The organism is unidentified bacterial endosymbiont, from assembly GCF_918797525.1.
In the GTDB taxonomy this organism is placed as follows: Bacteria; Pseudomonadota; Gammaproteobacteria; order Enterobacterales; family Enterobacteriaceae; genus Enterobacter.
Window position 1 is genome coordinate 4,549,554 of the sequence record NZ_OU963893.1, and the last position, 17,565, is coordinate 4,567,118.

The window sequence follows — 17,565 nt, forward strand, 5'->3', positions numbered from 1 at the left end:
CTTATTGGGTTGCCAGCGCACCGACAGTTCCGGCACCCAGTACGGCTGCCAGCGCTTCCCAGGCAGTAATCGCCAGCCGAATAATCAGTAAAAACGCGGCCAGCAGCGCTTCCGGAACACCTAACGTCACCACCAACGCCCCCACACCAACTGTGACAAGTACCACGCCAACCGTGACAGCCACATCCGTCAGTACCTGAACCCAGTCGACCTGTTTCAGCATATCCAGCGTCATATCGGTGGTTTTCTGGATTTTAAGCCATGCAGCACGAAGCTGTTCATCTGTCCATGACACCGCTGAGCACCCTGTCTGACTGACCCAACGCCATGCCTTATGCCCCTCAGAGTATACCCATTCTCCGCTGTCATTCAGCCAGCCCGCGGTCTGGCTGAGCTTTTGCTGCATCTCTTCTGACAGTGCATGCCAGCCGGCTGCGATATTGTTGACAGCCCCCTCACTGAGGTCTGCCACGGCTTTCCCGGCATATGTCCAGGGCTCAATTTTCGCCGGCACCGGGGTGGCAGGTGGACGTGGTGTGAAAATGGGCGGGTACAGGAACAGTGGCCAGTATTTCGCCCCGCTGGTCTTCCAGGCTTTCATCGTGATATTGACGACCTGATCGCTCCACTGCTGTTCCTCAGGCCGACAGTCGTGGATCTCAAGAATGGTCATGCGATTAGGGTCTTCACCGACAATAAACATATATTCATCATACTGATCGAGCTCCAACCTATCTCCCGGAAACTTTACCTCCACCAGGCGTTCCAGATTATCAGCGTGCATCAGTCCTTCCGTATCCGGGCCGGTAAGCCCCGGCCAGCGATCATTCATGTTTTTCACAATAATGATATCCGGACGGCGGTAGTTACCCTTCCCCGGCACCGGGAAAGGATTGATGGTGTGCCGCCTGCCTGCACCTTCGTCCAGTAACGTGCTGCTGAGAAACGGGCGTGGCGGAGTCGTTCGCATATCAAACGGCACTTCGGCTTTATACCACCACCGATAATCGCGTTTGATCTCATCCACCCGGATAAGCCCACTCAGCATCAGTTGCTTGAGGCTCATTTGAAAGCTTTTGCCGTTGCGACGGATTTCTGCCGACAACCGTGGAAAACGCATCGCGTACTCCACCTTAATGTGCAGGTATTGCCGGTTATCGCTCGTCGGCAAACGCGACTGTTTCTCCACCATCTCAACGCCGGTTGTCGTACAGTCCCATGGCTGATTATTGGTCCCGGTGGGGATGTCAGCGCTCGGGGTATTGGGTAAATCGGGCAGTTCCATTACACATCCTCCCTGTATTCGGTTGCCAGTTGCTGTTGGTCGCCATTACCGATAAACCACATAGACTCTTCCGGCTGCGGCTTGTCCGGTACGACATGCAGGTCTACGGCTTCCTGCTCACGGGTATATATCGCTACGGTCCGGCCTTCTGCATCACTGAATCCGCTCGCTTCCTGCCCGGAAGGGGTTTTCAGGTGATAGGGCCTTCCTGCAAGGATCCTGCCCTGCTCATCCTGCAACTGATAAACAGCAGAATAAGCATGTGAAATGCCCATCTCAGGGAAAACAAGTGGCCGGCTGCCCCCACCTTCCGTATCCAGCCGGCTGGCCTTGCGGGTATAAGTACCTGCAGTCTCGTATTTGATTTGTCCCTGTTCGATAAGGATGGAGCTCCCGCCCCCCACCAGGCGTATTCGCTTTTTACCGGCCAGCAGCATCTCGCTGGCAGAGATGAGGGTCAGTTTCTGCTCCGCACTCAGGTGCATCACGCCGTTCTGCGCCTGAAACTGTACGGGACCCTGAGCCGAAATCAGGCTCAGCTTACCGTGTTGGGCAAACAATCCCACGCTGTCGCCTGCCAGTCCGGTGATATGCGCCTGGGTCCCGATACTGATATCACCACCGGCATTCAGGGCGACATTCTTCGTGGCCGCCAGGTGCAGATGCTCTGCGCTGGTAAAGGCTATTCCCTCAGGTGCTGAGAAGTGGATCATCTCATTGAGGGTTTTCAGGCGGGTGCTGAACATCGCCTGCTGACTGGCGATATCAGCTTCCAGGGCTTTTGCCTGGCGGGTCGCGCTGGCAAGCCCCTCAATTTGTACGCGGACGGCCTCAATCTCCCGGAGTGCCACGTCCATATCCAGCACATCGCCTTCGCCGTGCACTTTGCCATCGGCGGTGACCAGTAGCCCTTTTGCCACACGGATAACCCCGAACTCATCGGTGCGCAGTTCGAACCCGGTTCCCCGTGGTTCGTTCTCCGTGTCAACGATGTGTCCCTGGTTCAGCGCAGTGGCTCCGAACGGGGTGCTGAGCGCGATATGCTCGCTCTGGCGCTGGTCTTCCATCCGCAGTTCGTTCTGACCCGCGGTGCGCAGGATGTTCTGGCTGCGGTTGTCGCGGGTGACCACATCCGGATGTTCTGAGTCATGGAACGCATGGGCGATGTACGGGCGGTCAGGGTCACCGCCGTCAAAGGCAATCCCCACTTCGGTGCCGTCAGTCAGCGGCGTATGCCAGCCGTACGTTTCACCAGCATACGGCTTCGCCTGGCGTATCCACAGGTAGTTATAGCCCTGGTCGGCATCTTCGCGGCTGAAGTCCAGCTTCACCCTGTAGCGCCCCGTTTCATCGAGATGCGCATACAGCGCATTCTTCTCGTCGCTCTCGACACGGGCGGTCAGCGTCCCGGCAATCAGTGGACGCGGTGCAGGCTCGGGTCTGAAGCAAAACTGCTCGCTGTACGGCATCCCCCATACCGAAACGTGCAGACGGGTGTCACGGGCTGCGCGGAAGGTGGTAAGCGTAATGACCATACCTTCTTTCAGCTCCGGCACATCACTGTCGCCGGTCTCCAGCACCATGCCCGGCGTCAGGTGACTGGCGTTACTGAAGAGGTGCAGGCGAATGGCGTTATTAAGCGCATGTTCATGCTGAATGCGGGCGTAAAAGGCCCCGCTTTCGGTTTCCGGTTCAGAGGTGGTGTCATCCCCGGCTTCGCGGTATGGGGCCGCGTAGTGATAGTGCTTGCCGGTGATGGCCGCCCCGTTTCTGACGCTGACCTTTGCATCCATCGGTGTGCTGGCGGTGCGGTAGTTGTAATCACGGGTGGCCACACTGCCGGTCACCGTGTGGTGCCACACTCTGGCATCCCATACGGCTTCAACTGCGCCGTCATGGAGGGCAGAAGGCTCACGGTAAGGCAGGCGGACATCAAACTGATACTGCAGCTGGCTGTCGCCAAAGGTCACCGTGTCCAACCCGGTGGTGGTGTTGACCCCAGTGCGGAACCAGATGCCGTCTTCGGCCAGTATTCGCTGAATAAACTGCAGGTCGGCTTCCCGCCACTGGGTAATCAGTTCGCGGACCGGGTAAGTGCGTTCCAGCCGGAACTCAAAATCTGTCCCTTCCAGACCGTGGCTTCGCAGGACCTGCTCCACCAGTTCCGGCACCGAAACATTCTGCCAGACCGCACAGCGGCGGGTGTGGCTGAGCAGCGCCAGGCGCGAGGAGAGCGTCACAGCGAAATGCGTCTGGTCCACGGTCTCCTGGAGGACCTCAAAGCCGGTGATGATGCCCTGCACTACACGGCCTGAGAGCATACTGAGGGTGGCATACTTCAGCAGCACATCTTCACGACTGATGCCTTTCTGTGGCGTGGTGAACTCAATGCGCCATTTAAACGGCGCATTCAGCGCTTCGCGCCCGTGAAAGTTCAGCACATCAGGCTTCAGGGGGCTGTCGTTAATCTCAAGGCGGTAGCGGGTCTGCCCGTCAAACAGCGCCAGCCAGTTATCTGACGTCATATCCATTGCCTTACTCCTTCACCGGAACCAGAGTCAGCCCGGTGCTGTTGAGCTGAATAGTGCGCGGTTTGTCCGGGTCGAGGTCGTCGCGGCTCAGTACCAGCTTCCAGGTGTTGTTTTTGATATCCGGCCGATTAAACAGCCCCACCACCGCCACAAATTTCGCCTCTTCGCTCATCGGCATATTGAGAGTCACGCTGCCTTTAGGCATCACCAGTAGTGACTTGCTGGCCACAATATCTTCTTTCAGGGTGTTATCTGCATCACGCAGCAGTTTCTGGTAGTCGGCGGCGTCCACCTTCCGGCTGTCTTTGAGCTGGTACACCTGCACCATGGTGGCAAGCGGCGTCTGGCTTTCATCGGCATTGGCAGCGGCACGTGGCTCGAAGTCCAGGTGCAGCACTTTTATTTTTTTGTAGAAGATGACTTTGGTTGCGCTGACCGTGCCGTCCGACACGGCCTGAGTCAGGCCACATGCGGTCAACAGGGAACAGAGCAGCATCAGTGCGGCGCTGCGCGACAGGGAAGCGAAAGTCATTCGGGGAGTCCTTTTCAGCCTTCAGAAACAGGGGCGTGTTGAATGTGTCTGGTGTTGGGTATTGCGTTCCGGAATATCAGTCGAAACGGTAGCCACCGGGTTCTGCCGGTCGCAGGGTCTCACAGGTCAGCCCTTCATAGGTGCCCAGGCTCACGGTCAGGTGCGTGCGGGTTGCGGGTTTGCCCCGCTTCAGGCCCAGCACGCCGGTACGTCCCAGTTGCACCCGGTGCGCCTTACCCAGACGGGGTTCGGGCAGGCAACTCACCGGCACCGTGAGACGAAGACGCACATCGGAGCGGTACCCCATGTACACCCGCAGCAGCACCATCATATCGGTGTGCAGCTGACCACCGGGCAACCAGCCCTGTGCCTCCTGCGGATTGTCAGTCGCCAGCATCAGCAGGATACGGCTGCAGGCCTCTTTCCCGGTCCTGCCGAGCGAGGCACGCTGTGACAGGGACACTCGGTTTTCTTTACCGAGCCCACTGCGATTCTCCACAGGAACCTTCACCGGGTCCGGGCTGATAATCGTAGCCCGGGTCTCCGGGGCCAGCAGGCTCACCAGTTGGCGTATCCCTTCGGCGTTGCGGGTGGGCAGCCGCATGGTGCCAAGCAGCGCCAGGAAGCGGGAAACCGGCGTGACAATCTGCTCCGCCGTACCCGGGATGCCAAGACCCACCAGCCCCAGCAGACACTGAGAAGTGTCATCCACGCCACCGGCTTCGAAGGTTGCCGGGTAAGCGTATTTGCGCCAGATACGGTAGTACTGGGTGTGGATACGGTGGCTGAAGATATCGAGAAACGCGGTGGTGGCTTCATGCCCTTCCCGGTGCTGGGCGATATCATCAAGGTACGCCGTCGGCAGTGGTGAATCCACGCCATACATTCCGAGGAAGGTCGTGCGCACCGTCGGCGACAGGTCCGGGTAGTCCTCGTCGGTTTCAACCGCTTTGAGTTCGCTGACCGGGAAGCCCATCCCCGGCCACGGGCGAAAGCGTACCGGGTCGGCGGACAGTTTCTCGGTACTACCGAGCTTCGGTGCATCCGGGTTTTCCTGCTCCAGCAACTGGCAGAAGCGGTAGAAATTAACCCGCCAGATGTCGTCGCGAAGCCGCTCCGTCAGCCCGGAATGTGCTGGCTGTGATTTTCTTTCCATCGCAGTCGTTTCCCTGTGGGTTGCAGTACCAGCGTGAGCTGGTTGAAGAGGTGAACATCGGCGTAGAGGGTAAAGAAGCGGTGCAGCATTTCACCGAACAGGGTGACATCGCCCTCCCCGGCAAAGTTATCGGCGTTGAGGGTGATTTCTATGTCGACCCCGCGCAGCATAAAGCCCTTCTCAAATCGACGAATAAGCGTGTGCTTCACCGCCACAATTGCCTCCAGGCGACGGCGATTCATCTCATCGTCGGTCCAGTCATACAGCGCCAGTGTGCCACGCAGCACTTCCGGGTTATCCATCATGCTTAAGAAACTGGAGCCCAGGTGGCTCATCACCCGCCAGTGGAAGCGGTCATTCGCCGGTGGGTAAAGCGGCAAAGTCGGCACCTTCAGGTTCAGCACCCTGACCGGCACCTTGCCCGCCTTCACCACCCGGTCAAGCAACGTACTTTCAAGAGAACGGCGCGGCAGCTGGCCGTTGGTGCCCGTAATGCGGATGGAGAGCGACTCCGGAGCCTGTGACAACTGCTCCAGTTCGAATGACTTTCCACCGAGGATAAGCCAGGTGTCATACAGCCCCGAGGGGCCACGCTTCATGCGGGTATGGAAGTAACGCTCCGGCGCATCGTGGCGCATCATGCCCCCGCGATGGCGGAAACTGGTGAACGGCACGTACGGATGTTTGCCGTTTTTCACCGCACCGTGAATGGAATCCACGCTGTAGATTTCAGTATGCCCGTCCTGCACGCGCATCGGGCGCAGCAGGTATTCATTCTGCAGCGGATCAGGCGTGAGCGGGTCGGCTTCCAGTGAGAACAGGTTAATGACCGGCGCACAGTGCAGGCGGAAATTATCGGTCTCAAACGGCATGTCTGATGGCCAGCCGCCGTCGAGTACGATATCGGTCTCAAACCAGGTGGTTTTCTGGCTAAGGCCGGCAAGCTCCAGACCTTTAAGCTCTACGAACATAAACTTCTCGCGGAAGCTGAAATACTCCAGCAGCAGCTGGTAACCACTGAACGCAGAATCGCCTTTCGGCCACAGGCGGTCGGCGTCATCAAAGCCCATCGGTTTGCACCAGCCCTCAAAGCGGACCCGCTCTGTACGGGTTTCACTGTGGCGGGCATACATCGCCTGAACCCGACGGGTCAGGGCCAGGTGCAGGGCCGACGCCACTGGGCTGTCGGCATCGAGGTAAATGGCGACCTTATCCATCCCGGCTTTCGACCAGTCCACCTTGTCCGGGCACTCAAAGCGCAGACGAATGGCGGCGCGGCCATCCGGCTCGGTCTGCAGGCGTGCCTCACTTAAATGCAGCGGCTGCAGGGGCACTTCGCGGGTGGTACGGTACTGACAGACCGTGTTATCCGGCCCGACCGGGCGAGACAGGACGGAAAAGCCATTTTCCAGCACTTCCATTTTACGCAGCTGTCGCCAGTCCGGCGTGAACGCCACCACGGAAAGCGACGGAATGGTACGCATGTAATGCGGCCACAGCAGGCTGACCAGCCCTTCGGTCAGTTCCGGCAGGTCATCATCGAGCTTTTCACGCAGGCGGCCCATCAGGAAAGCGAAGCCCTCGAACAGGCGCTCCACATACGGGTCACGGGCCCCGGTTTTATCCAGATTGAGCATAGCCGCGCGGTCGGGGTGGGCACGGGCAAACTCTTTACCGGCTTCGCGCAGATAGCGCATCTCGGCTTCATAATAACGCAGGGTTAAATCATCCATGTACGGACATCCTGGGTGTAGAAAATATCAAAAAGAAAACAGAAGGCGTCATCAGGGGTGATGACCCGTAATGTCTGGGAAGGCTTATCCGCACAGCACCATCGCACGTGCCGGGTCGAGGGCAATCAGACCGGCCAGCAGACTGTCCATTTCCGGGGCAAAACGGGCTTTATCGCTTTCACTGCGCCCGGCTTTCATGCGCAGCAGGCGCAGACGGCGGGCATGGACGTCAAACAGCAACCCGGGCTCCCACTCGCTGAGCGTCAGGTTTGGTGCACTGTTGGTGAGTTCACCCAGCAGGTGGAGCGCCAGTTCATTGCGTCCGTACTGCTCGGCCACCTTCGACATCAGCAGGCGAAGCAACCAGCGGCTGCGGGGTGAAGCCATGTCCGGGCGACTCTGCAGCCAGCTAAGTGCCGTCTCAGGTCCCTCACTGTCGCCCTTCTCCATCGCCTCCGCTTCCAGTGCCAGAATGTCATCTGCATGAGCGGCAGTGGCCACTGCCGGCTCGTCACTGAAGCCCGGCATGTCATCGTTGACCTTTTCGGCTATCCAGTTCAGCGTCACCTCATCGGCAAGCGGCGAGCCGTCGTTCCAGGAAAGTGTCTCCAGGCCGGGAAGACGTTTGAGCATCAGCTTCAGGTCGCTCAGAATATAGTCGGCCCATTGCTCCCAGGGGTTCCCTGCGCGGCTCAGCCCCTGCCACAGATACCACTGCAAATCGAGCCAGAAGCGGTTACCGCCTTCGGTAAACATCACATCCACCTGTTCCACCAGTTCGGTCCAGCTCTGCTGCAGGTACAGGCGTTTAAGCTGAGCGCGATAGTCAGCCTTTGGCGGCAGCAGGCGCGTGCGACCGCTCGCATCGAGTGCCGGCAGCTGCGTCACCAGGTCCCAGCGGGCAGCTTTCATCATCCGGTGGGCGGCAAGCCAGCCCTGAGGTTGATCGACCACCCAGCCGGACAGCACGCGCAGCTGACGAACCAGCTCCACTTCCGATTTGACGGCTGCGGTTTCCGGTACAGCAGCGCCTGACGTCGGTGTGCTGTGGGTACTTTCATCTGCATGATCCTGGCCTGATATTGCCACTGGTGTATCCAGCCCGCCGCTACCGGCCAGGCGGGTTTCCAGCATGCGCAGTAGCCCGGCAAGGGTGGGGCGTTCCGCCTCTGGCAGCTGTTCCAGCGCGTTCTCCAGCAGGGACAGGGCCGCCGCCGTTCTGGCGGTCTCTTCACGCGTCACGTCCGGCCAGCGTGCTAACGCATCCATAATGCGCTCACTGTTCATCCACTCCAGCGCCGCTAAACGGGCGGTACCTCGCCGTGGGTGGCAGTGCTGCCCCGCCTGCTCCAGCATGGCGGTCAGCAGCTGGATACCGTCCGTCAGCCCGGTATCGCCGTCACGCTGCAGGCGGGCAAAGGCATACCAGGTCACCACCCGGATATCGCGGGCATGTCGGGTCAGAATGCTTTCCGCCAGGCGGCAGAGCACGTCGGTATCGGTGCCGGAAAGCTTGTTGATCTCCTCGCGCATCAGCTGGAAATCATCCTCATAGGTCGGGTCATCTCCGGCCCCATGACCGGTCGGGAGTGGTGTCAGCCACGTCGACCACAGAGAGAGGCTTTCCCGGCTCTTAGCGAGCAGTGCGGTACGTTGGCCCGCATCCGGAAGACACAGGGTCAGGAGCGTTTCTGCAGTCGCCATTTATTCGTCTCCGGCAAGGGTCGGTGAGCCATCAGTCGCGCCCACGGAAAAAATAGTCTGCGGCAGGCTGAAGCCCTGCAGTTTGAGCAGCGCCAGTGGCCCGTCACCGAGTTCGCTGCGCATAATGAATTTCAGCGGATTACCGTCCGGGGTGATCCACACCAGCTGGGTGCGGCTGCTGTCGAGCGGAGTGATCAGCGCCTTATCCAGCAGGCGGATGAAGCCCCAGTTCCCCTGGTTGCTTTCATACAGGCGCATTTCGGTGTTCACTGAACGCCAGCTCAGGTCCACACCGGGGTAATACGTATTACCCGGCCAGGTAAAGCTCTGCCAGCTTTCCATCTGGTTGAAGTAATCCAGTTTCTGGCCATCCAGCGTCAGCTGGGTGCGGGCCACATCGCGCGATGGCCGGGCCATCAGTTCAAAATGAACCCCGGCATCGCCCTGGGCAAAGACGATATCCGAGATATCGGCAAGCTTATTGATAGCAGTAAGGAACGCCGGGCTGATGCTCATCCCCTGGCTGGCAGCCGGATCCACCCCCCAGTGACTGCCTTCCTGATGCAGCATGCCGCCGAGGTTAGTTTTGATAAATGTCGCGATGCGCCCGGAGTCGCTGCGCAGGAACTGGGCCAGCAGTGGCAGTGAAGCATCGCTGCCGGTGGCCTTAAACGGATAGCGTCCGGCAAAGGCGGTGTTCCACTGCGAAACAATAGTGCTTTGCCAGCGGGCATTCAGGCTACCTGCGGCAGGAGCCAGCACCTGACGCCAGGCCAGGTCGAGCGGCTGCACAAACAGCGCCTGCCCGAAGCCGTTCCACTCCTGCCCAAGACTTGCCGCCACCAGAGAGCCATAGTCACGGGTGTCAGTCAGGTCAATGGCTTTACCCTGGAAGACGGTCTGGGCCAGCATCTGCGCCATCGCCTGCGGATCGGGGGCACTGGTCACCTGCTGGAGTTTGAGCCGCACCTGGGTCACACGGGCAAGCCAGGACTGGAAGCTGAGGTTCCTGTTCGAACCAGTACCGTCCTTCCCGGCCATCAGGCCCGTGAGCGGACCAAACACGCCGTCCAGCGGCCCTTTGGGGCCCTGCGCCTGTTCAATAAACTGTTTTGCGTTTTTCTTACGCCCCACCAGTTTTTTCGCCGAATCCACCAGGGTGTCAGCCAGGGCTTCTCCTTTGGCACCCGTCTGACCCTGCCAGGCAAGGGTATTCATCAACGCCACCAGAGGAGACTGTCGTACATCCGCCAGCAGGTTGAGCTGGGCAATCGCTTCGGAGAGCGAGGCGGCTTCATGCCACTGGATGCTGTTGGCCATATTCAGCCAGGCGTTGCCAAAATCGGTGAAGTAACGCTCGGTCAGGCGCTGTTTCAGCGCTTCCGGTGACACATCACTGCCCGGCTGAAGGGTTTTGTCGGTCAGCACCCAGTCGATTTCATCGCGGCGGGTCTCCACCACTTCATCAATCGCATCTTCAACCTGCTCTTCCCATGCCTGACGGGTAAACATCCCCGGCACCACTTGCTCAGAAGAAAACAGGGTTGACGCGTCCGTGTCGCCGGTCATATCCGCCAGGGTTAAATCCGGCCAGTTTCGGGCAATGCGCCCGAGCATCTCCTGATACAGACCGGATTCAGCGTTGCGCTGACCAATCTGTTTGAGCAGGATCTGACGTACTGTGCCCACCAGTTCGCGGTCAGGAGAGATTTTCCACTCCGGGTGTGCCGGTAAGTTCTGCGCCCAGAAGCCGAGCAGCTTCGGCGCCTGGGTCTGCCATACGCTTGCCGGCACGCCGCTGCGTTGCGGCCAGGCCTTCAGCATATTGCCGGCAAGCCACTCCGCATCCGCTTTGTCTGGACGGGCCAGCATCAGATAGCCTTTAAGCAGGCCGTAGGTCTTCTGAGTGGCAGACGTGCGCGCATCGCTTGCCGGAGGCAACTGCACGAAAGCGTTGAGCTGACGGTGAAGTTCGTCAGCCAGTGCATCACGCATTAGCGCCTGATTGTTACGGGCATACAATGGCCAGAGCAGCTTCAGCGTGTCGCTGTCCTGGTTCAGACCAAAGCGGGTGTACCACGGCGCACCGTGCACTTCGCGGTTCTGCAGGCGGGCGATGGTCTGCTGCAGAGCTAACTGGTTACGCAGGCGATCCGACAGAGGATGTTTAGTGTCAGCAGCAATCCGGGCCGTATCCTGAGCCAGCCAGATTTGGGTGCGGTTGACGGACAGGGACAGTAGCGTACCCGCCCCCCAGAGCAGAACCAGTCCCAGCAGCACCAGGCGCAGCACCTTTTGCCGGTGGTAACCGATTTTACGGGCATGCACCTGCAGGCTGTCGTTTTCGAGCGCCTGCCAGACCGGTGGTGAAAGGCGCGCATGCGGCACCGTTTCGGTCCCTGGCAATGCCGGACTGAACATCACCCCACGCAGACGGTATGGAGCTGGCCCTGACATCAGCGTGGTCAGCAGCGGGATCAGGGAGCGTCGCAACGAGCCGCGCAGGGCTTTCGACAGGCTCAACAGCCAGTGGTGCTGAGAGTTCTCCAGCAGCGCCGACACGCCTGGGGTTTGCAGGTCTGACGAGAGTGAGGTCAATGTCGAACGGACCTCTTTCGTTGTCGCACCTGGACCAAACAGCGCGCCGGCTGGAGGTACACCCACTCCATCCTGGTCCCAGGAGCCTTCCCGGACAAGCCACAGCCAGACCGGCAGCTGCCAGCCCAACTGAGTATCGGTTTTCTGACGTACACGCACCAGCGTGTCCTGCTTCGCTGTATCGGGCAGTGCAGCCGTGTTCATCACCTGCACCACGCCATCCAGCGGACGCTGTGGTCGTACTGCTTTCAGCACGGACAGGAACTCATCATCGGGCACGCTTTCCGCCAGACCGCCGTAAATAATCACAATCCCGTCACTTTCCTGCCAGTGATCGCCCTTAAGACCCGGCAACACCTTTTCGATATCACTGTCGGTACCCTGTACCAGCAACAGGCGAACTTTGGCTTTCCAGCGACGGCGGTAGCGCAGGCGCAGATGATCGACCAGCGCCTCAGCCACAAACCGGGAGGTGTCCGCGTCGGTATGCTTTGCTTCAGGCTGGGATGCAGCAGCCTGCTGTCCGGAGGCGACCACATTCAGCTTTCCCTGTTTATCACCGTTCTTAGCGAATACGGTTTCAAGCACCCAGCCGATAATCAATGCTGCCAGCATCAGCAGCAGGCTGATTATCACTATGCCGGTCGTACTGAATGGCCCGATATTGAAGGTGTCCTTAACCCACTCCGGCCATAACAAGAGTGCGCCGCCAATGAGGCAGACAGATAGTGCGCCCAGAAGCAGCGCAAGCAGAAAAGTGGATACGATTTTCATAACGGAGGAGAGCAATCCCTTGAGAGTTATTCCGGGGTGACAATACATAGTTGTCGGTTGTCTTCTGAAAGTTCGGTGACAATTAGCTGGGCTTCGCTGTCACTCAAACACTGACGGGCTGCCAGCTGTAACGCCTGCCAGGGAGCGGCAACCCCCGCAAACCCGACAACCGTATCAATATGGGTAATTTTATCGGCTTTAAGCCCCGGGGCATGTGCCTCCCGGGCCTTGCTGAAGATATCCCCGGAGGCCATCTGGCCGCCGCTGGTCCAGGCCTGCTTCAGTGCAGTTTTTTCCAGTCCTGACCACATCATGACGCGCTCAAATGCCCGATCGAGATTGCCATCGCGACAGATCTGCGGCCGGTGAACCCTGACCGACACATCCTGGATGACCTTCAGGCGGCAGTTGGTCAGCAGTAACATGGAAATGGCCTCGCCACTGTCCTCTGGCGGATGTTCGTAAAGCTGAGCGCTGACCACCAGTAACGCAGCAGCACGGCCATAATCGCAGTCAAGCCAGTAGTCCAGGATTTCCAGCCCCGTCAGGTCGCGAATGCGTACCAGCGGATGATTAACGCTTTTTTGCAGGAGCGATGGCAGTGTCGAGAACTGTTCACCGGTATCCACCGCCAGATAGCAGGTCAGCGTCGGCGGGAGCAACGACACCAGATTCTGGACGTGGGCGATTACCTCCTGAAAATAGTGCGCTTCCCGGTCAGCCATCTCTCCGGTGGCGGCCAGCGCCATGTGACGAACCGGATTGCCACCATTAACGGGCTCACAGGGCATCATCAGGGGCTTTTTAGCTAACACAGCCTCGTGCGTCACTGGACTGGCAGGCCCCAGCCCGTTAATCAGTACTTCGCCGATAAGCCAGGCAAAGCGCTGTCCGCGCGCAACGTCTGAGCGGTACCGGGCGGCGGTTGTGGCGTTTTTTCTCTCACAACGGGCACAAAGGAGCACGTAGCCAAAATAGCGCCCGACAATCAAAAGGCCCCATAACACGACAGGTAGTCCTGTTGACAGCCCCCAGAACGCAGCACCGGAGCGCTCGCCCTTCCAGAACAGGAATGTAGCTGCAGCTCCCGCCAGCAGCATCACAATGCCCAGGAGCAGCCAGCGTTTAAAACGCGGACGGGGCGGCAGTTTCTCCTGCGCGGGAATGCGCTCAAGTTCAACCGGCACGTTTACCCCACCAGAGCATTGGGCAGTGAGCTGATAAGCGTGCAGCCACAACCGCACTTGTGGCCATGGAATGCCACAGGAACACCGCGATCGCGATAATTTGGGTTACCTTCGACAATAGTGGTATCACCATGCTCAGGGCAGGAAACACGATCACCTTTACGGGCCACGCCAATATCACCAAAGAGCATGGTCGTTGAGCAGGACAATACGGCACCACCGTGTGTGGTTTTGTCACCGAGACGAATAATTCCTTGCATATTCACACCTATTCTCTACAAATCAGAAAATTAAAGCGTTAGCATCTGAAGAAGGATTAGTTAAAAACATTCAAGTCCTGGCAAGAAATGTAGCCATCAATAACTTTATTTTTAGCATTAGTATATTCAATCAAACACCTATCCTCACCGAGATTTAAGAGAGTTATTTTATCACCTTTAACCAAATATGATCTCCTCTTCTTCCCAGCCGATGTCTGAAAATAAACTTTTGAGGATTTAAATTCAAACGGTGAATTTTCACCCACGACGAAGTTAACTTTTTTAGCATTCGCCTTTTCAAAAGTAGACTGACCATTTAAACTCATCAAGACATTAAAATCTATCGATGGGTTTGGCACATTCTGAATTACCACCCAGGTATCACTCCCATATAACTCACAAGTGCCGCTATTATTTTCACAAGAAATTATTTTATAGTTCCCATTTTCTAAGTCGCTTTTGCTTTCATATAATTTATATGCATATCGCTTTTCATTCTGAAATATGATTATTGGCAAGTATTTAACCTTGTCATTCATAAAGTACGATGTCTGAATTTTGTCATTGTGATTAATAATTCCATTGATAAAATCGTCTCCTTCGCCCCCTGAAACAGATGATTCATTATCAATTTTCTTATCTAATCCACAAAGCCCCTCTTTGGACACAATTCCATTATTGCCGCTTTTAAAATCCGCATAAATGCAGTTAATCCTAAAGTTAATATTATCCCGTTCGATTACTGAGAACACAGAGTAAGAATCTAAAGAATCACTATCATGCACAACAGCAGAGCGTCCTCCAAAGTAGTCAAAATAATACGCCGCATTCCCTTCATCCCGCTCTTCAAACTTAAGAAATGACCGACCATCATCTGACTTTATTTGCTGCAAACCTTTATCGTAAGATAATTTAGAGCCTGTATCATTGGCTGCAAATGATACACTTATGCTACAAAAAATGAAGCCAACAATAAATGCACTGGTTTTTTTCATATCAAAATTCATTTACACCCCATATTTGCTGTGTAAATATTTCTTGATTTTAGTTGCATTATCCATTGCGTAGTTCGATACCTTGCCATTGATTTTGGTTTGATAACCAGACAAAGCAGCATCCTTATCTGAATCAAGATATAACTCATATCCTGTTCCATCAGTAGGACGATATGTTTTAACTTCATAATGATAGGGGTACAGAACTCCGTTTGTGGAATAGTTCACACTCCAGCGAAGAAGCACCACTACATTTCTTTCACCTGCAATAGGTGTAAAGAAAACCGATAAGACCTCTGCTGGCGCATCTGCGTAGTTAAAGGTATCAACCTTGCGATTGTATTCGCCATTTGATTTTGAGTAACTTTGATAAAAATCAACATCTCTTTTATCTGGAGAGCTTTGAAAACAAATTACTCCATTATTAAATGCGCTATCTTTGAATGGACCTTGAACCATTGCATTTGGGTTATCACCACAAGCATAAACCAATGATGATACTAAAAGCATACTTAAAGCTATGACTTTAATTATAATACCTTTCATTTTAATCACCTTTACCTAACTCGTTCTCGATCAACTGGGCTTCGCCTTCACGGCGTCTTATCAAACCTCGCTGATTTGACCATAAGCGCTTCATACTTCGTAGGCGGCTCGGGATTTTAATTTCATTTCCTTGAGCGAAGTCATCTCGAATCTCTCTCATTTCTCGTCGGCTATCTATTGGATCATTTGGTTTAGGAAGTGCTAATGATGGCCCACGATTGTAAATTAGTGATAGCATTGCTCCCGCGCTATCCGGTGGTAGATTAATGGCCTGTGGATAAGCATCCACAACTTTCTGACAATACCTTTGCTTTAGAACCATTGCCATATCTAAAGCTTTGTCTTTAGTTATGGTTATATCTGCCAGTCCATGAACGATTGCTCTGGCATTATCACCTTTTTTCCCGATTGCGGTCAGCAATCTTTCAACTTGTGCATTTGAGTAATAAGCACTTAATAATTCGCGAGCTGATGATGTCGTCTGTTGCCCTAAATCATAACCATATCCGACAGTCACTCCGCTTGACTGATCCCCACCAGGAACATAGGGTTTGGGAGCATATGCTTCCCAAGATAAAATGAATTCGGCTGATTTTTTTGATATCCGATACACACCTAAAGTTGTATTAAAATCAATAGTATCACCATATTTTTCAGCAATTGCATTTAAAAATACCACCGGATGCATATGCCAGACAGACTTACCACTGCTGAATCCGTCCACCTTGCTCATCCATTCCATGTCATCAAACCACTTTCTGACATAGCTGATGCACAGCGGATCCATCTGCTTTAAAAACGTTCTCCAGCGGTGATGGCTGCTGCCACCAAACCATTCACTGTCGTGTCTGACCACCATTCGCGCCGCGATATCCCTGACATCCAGCTCCGCGTAATTAACCGCCTGACGCAGCTCTTCACCGGAAAGGTCACCACTGTTATCGCTGTCTATTTTTCTCAGCAGGGCTTTGTAATAGTCAGAGACCTGTTTTTCCCGGATACCGCGTTCAGGGCGTACCCACTCAGCAATTCTGGTGAACCCGTCCTTGATCCATCCCTCACGCAGGGATTTCGTCATATCGGATGTGGAAGGTTCTTCAAAGGCTTTAAAGCCCAGTTTATCCAGGTCGTACTGGCAGATATCCGCATCCACATCAGCATCACTGACCCAGGCACCGTCCCCGATATCAAACCAGCGCTTACCGCTGCTGTCGGTGAACGGATGGCATTTGTCCTGCGGCATAATTTTGTGAATATCTTTCTTCACCTTCCCCTTGGTTTGGGTGAAGGTATCGCCTGAACGGGCATAGACAGAACTCTCAGGGTGGATATGAACATATTTCGGGCCGCTCTTCACCTGTGCCTTATTGCTCAGAAAATCGATCATCCGGCTGTCGGTGCTGAGTACTTCAACATGAACGAACGCACTTTTCTCCACACCGTGTAAGTCGCAGGGGGCAATATCTTCCGCCAGATAACCCACGGCATCACCTGCTGCAACCTCCATTTTGGTTGCCGGTTTAACGACGGTATCAAACGTCCCCTGCGTAACCGCCTGCTGCATCCAGGCCGGCAGGTGTGCCCTCTGCTCACCCACGGGGGTCACAAATTGCGGGTCAAGCGACACCCAGAACGCCCCGCCGGTCATTTCGGATTTGCTGTTCAGCATTCGGGCAAGCCCGAACGTCTGCGTCTGTCCCTTCAGGTCGAAGGTGATCTCACGCAGCACAATGACGCTGTCGCCCGTTTTCAGCTTATTCTTCACAACCGGAGCCTTATCTCCGTCTTTTTCTTTGCCGGTATATTCACGCTGACTCAGCCCGTCGCCCTTGTCAGTAACCTGATACAGCTTGTGCTCTGGAAAAGCAGACAGCGGAGCAAGCCCGATAAACAGCGAGTAAAAATCGAGGCTGTTGTCCTTTTTTTCGGGATCGGGGGTACAGGTCGATTTGACCAGTACAAAGGTACTGGAATACTGCAGCGGGCTATTGATGTATTTACCGGTCAGATAGTCCTGATTAATGCGCCAGGCCACCACTTCGCCGCCCGCCATAAACTGAAGCGGCACCGCCGTGTCTGCCGTCTCGTTTGTCAGCACAGAACCCGGGGCGCTCTTACTGATGATGTGGATCCCGCCGTGCCACATGTTATTCGTTCCGGCCAGCCAGGAGCCGTGTGGCTCCTGACAGAGCGGCTGCATCATGTCATCCACAGTGGCGTACTGCTCGCCATTCGCTTTACGGGCAGGGAAACAGATTTTCATT

Annotated in this window: 12 protein-coding genes; all 12 read right to left on the reverse strand. The window is 55.8% G+C overall.

The window, feature by feature from the left end; all coding sequences use genetic code 11:
- Window position 1 precedes the first annotated feature (1 nt).
- Window positions 2-1,285: a VRR-NUC domain-containing protein gene (locus NL510_RS21720; RefSeq protein ID WP_253380281.1), complete on the reverse strand. Its 1,284-nt coding sequence runs from the start codon at window positions 1,283-1,285 to the stop codon at window positions 2-4.
- Window positions 1,285-3,816: a type VI secretion system Vgr family protein gene (locus NL510_RS21725; protein WP_253380283.1), complete on the reverse strand. Its 2,532-nt coding sequence runs from the start codon at window positions 3,814-3,816 to the stop codon at window positions 1,285-1,287. The genes NL510_RS21720 and NL510_RS21725 overlap by 1 nt, the downstream gene beginning before the upstream one ends.
- A gap of 4 nt (window positions 3,817-3,820) precedes the next feature.
- The gene (gene tssJ / locus NL510_RS21730) at window positions 3,821-4,348 is read right to left on the reverse strand and encodes a type VI secretion system lipoprotein TssJ (RefSeq protein ID WP_253380285.1); all 528 of its coding nucleotides are present in this window, start codon (window positions 4,346-4,348) and stop codon (window positions 3,821-3,823) included.
- 76 nt (window positions 4,349-4,424) lie between these two features.
- Complete coding sequence (gene tssG, locus NL510_RS21735; protein WP_253380287.1) at window positions 4,425-5,504, reverse strand: type VI secretion system baseplate subunit TssG; 1,080 nt, start codon at window positions 5,502-5,504, stop codon at window positions 4,425-4,427.
- Complete coding sequence (tssF, locus tag NL510_RS21740) at window positions 5,468-7,237, reverse strand: type VI secretion system baseplate subunit TssF (RefSeq protein ID WP_253380289.1); 1,770 nt, start codon at window positions 7,235-7,237, stop codon at window positions 5,468-5,470. The genes tssG and tssF overlap by 37 nt, the downstream gene beginning before the upstream one ends.
- Before the next feature lie 84 nt (window positions 7,238-7,321).
- Window positions 7,322-8,941 (reverse strand): type VI secretion system protein TssA, encoded by a 1,620-nt coding sequence (gene tssA, locus NL510_RS21745; RefSeq protein ID WP_253380291.1) that lies wholly within the window; start codon window positions 8,939-8,941, stop codon window positions 7,322-7,324.
- Window positions 8,942-12,313 carry an ImcF-related family protein gene (locus NL510_RS21750; RefSeq protein WP_253380293.1) on the reverse strand — a complete coding sequence of 1,124 codons (3,372 nt, stop codon included), beginning with the start codon at window positions 12,311-12,313 and terminating at the stop codon, window positions 8,942-8,944.
- A 26-nt stretch (window positions 12,314-12,339) separates the two neighbouring features.
- Window positions 12,340-13,500 (reverse strand): KPHS_23130 family T6SS system protein, encoded by a 1,161-nt coding sequence (locus NL510_RS21755; RefSeq protein WP_253380295.1) that lies wholly within the window; start codon window positions 13,498-13,500, stop codon window positions 12,340-12,342.
- A 2-nt stretch (window positions 13,501-13,502) separates the two neighbouring features.
- Window positions 13,503-13,760, reverse strand: a complete 258-nt coding sequence (locus NL510_RS21760) for a PAAR domain-containing protein (protein WP_072000524.1) — start codon at window positions 13,758-13,760, stop codon at window positions 13,503-13,505.
- Window positions 13,761-13,816: 56 nt separating this feature from the next.
- Complete coding sequence (locus NL510_RS21765) at window positions 13,817-14,755, reverse strand: hypothetical protein (RefSeq protein WP_253380297.1); 939 nt, start codon at window positions 14,753-14,755, stop codon at window positions 13,817-13,819.
- Window positions 14,756-14,767: 12 nt separating this feature from the next.
- The gene (locus tag NL510_RS21770) at window positions 14,768-15,301 is read right to left on the reverse strand and encodes a hypothetical protein (RefSeq protein WP_253380299.1); all 534 of its coding nucleotides are present in this window, start codon (window positions 15,299-15,301) and stop codon (window positions 14,768-14,770) included.
- Between the two features lies 1 nt (window position 15,302).
- The gene (locus tag NL510_RS21775; RefSeq protein ID WP_253380301.1) at window positions 15,303-17,564 is read right to left on the reverse strand and encodes a pesticin C-terminus-like muramidase; all 2,262 of its coding nucleotides are present in this window, start codon (window positions 17,562-17,564) and stop codon (window positions 15,303-15,305) included.
- Between the last annotated feature and the right edge of the window lies 1 nt (window position 17,565).

Bases quoted from the DNA above. Each gene is read 5' to 3' on its own strand.
- NL510_RS21765 (WP_253380297.1), bottom strand. From the start codon at position 14,755: ATGAAAAAAACCAGTGCATTTATTGTTGGCTTCATTTTTTGTAGCATA.
- tssG (WP_253380287.1), bottom strand. From the start codon at position 5,504: ATGGAAAGAAAATCACAGCCAGCACATTCCGGGCTGACGGAGCGGCTT.
- NL510_RS21720 (WP_253380281.1), bottom strand. From the start codon at position 1,285: ATGGAACTGCCCGATTTACCCAATACCCCGAGCGCTGACATCCCCACC.
- NL510_RS21750 (WP_253380293.1), bottom strand. From the start codon at position 12,313: ATGAAAATCGTATCCACTTTTCTGCTTGCGCTGCTTCTGGGCGCACTA.
- tssJ (WP_253380285.1), bottom strand. From the start codon at position 4,348: ATGACTTTCGCTTCCCTGTCGCGCAGCGCCGCACTGATGCTGCTCTGT.
- tssA (WP_253380291.1), bottom strand. From the start codon at position 8,941: ATGGCGACTGCAGAAACGCTCCTGACCCTGTGTCTTCCGGATGCGGGC.
- NL510_RS21760 (WP_072000524.1), bottom strand. From the start codon at position 13,760: ATGCAAGGAATTATTCGTCTCGGTGACAAAACCACACACGGTGGTGCC.
- NL510_RS21775 (WP_253380301.1), bottom strand. From the start codon at position 17,564: ATGAAAATCTGTTTCCCTGCCCGTAAAGCGAATGGCGAGCAGTACGCC.
- NL510_RS21725 (WP_253380283.1), bottom strand. From the start codon at position 3,816: ATGGATATGACGTCAGATAACTGGCTGGCGCTGTTTGACGGGCAGACC.
- NL510_RS21770 (WP_253380299.1), bottom strand. From the start codon at position 15,301: ATGAAAGGTATTATAATTAAAGTCATAGCTTTAAGTATGCTTTTAGTA.
- tssF (WP_253380289.1), bottom strand. From the start codon at position 7,237: ATGGATGATTTAACCCTGCGTTATTATGAAGCCGAGATGCGCTATCTG.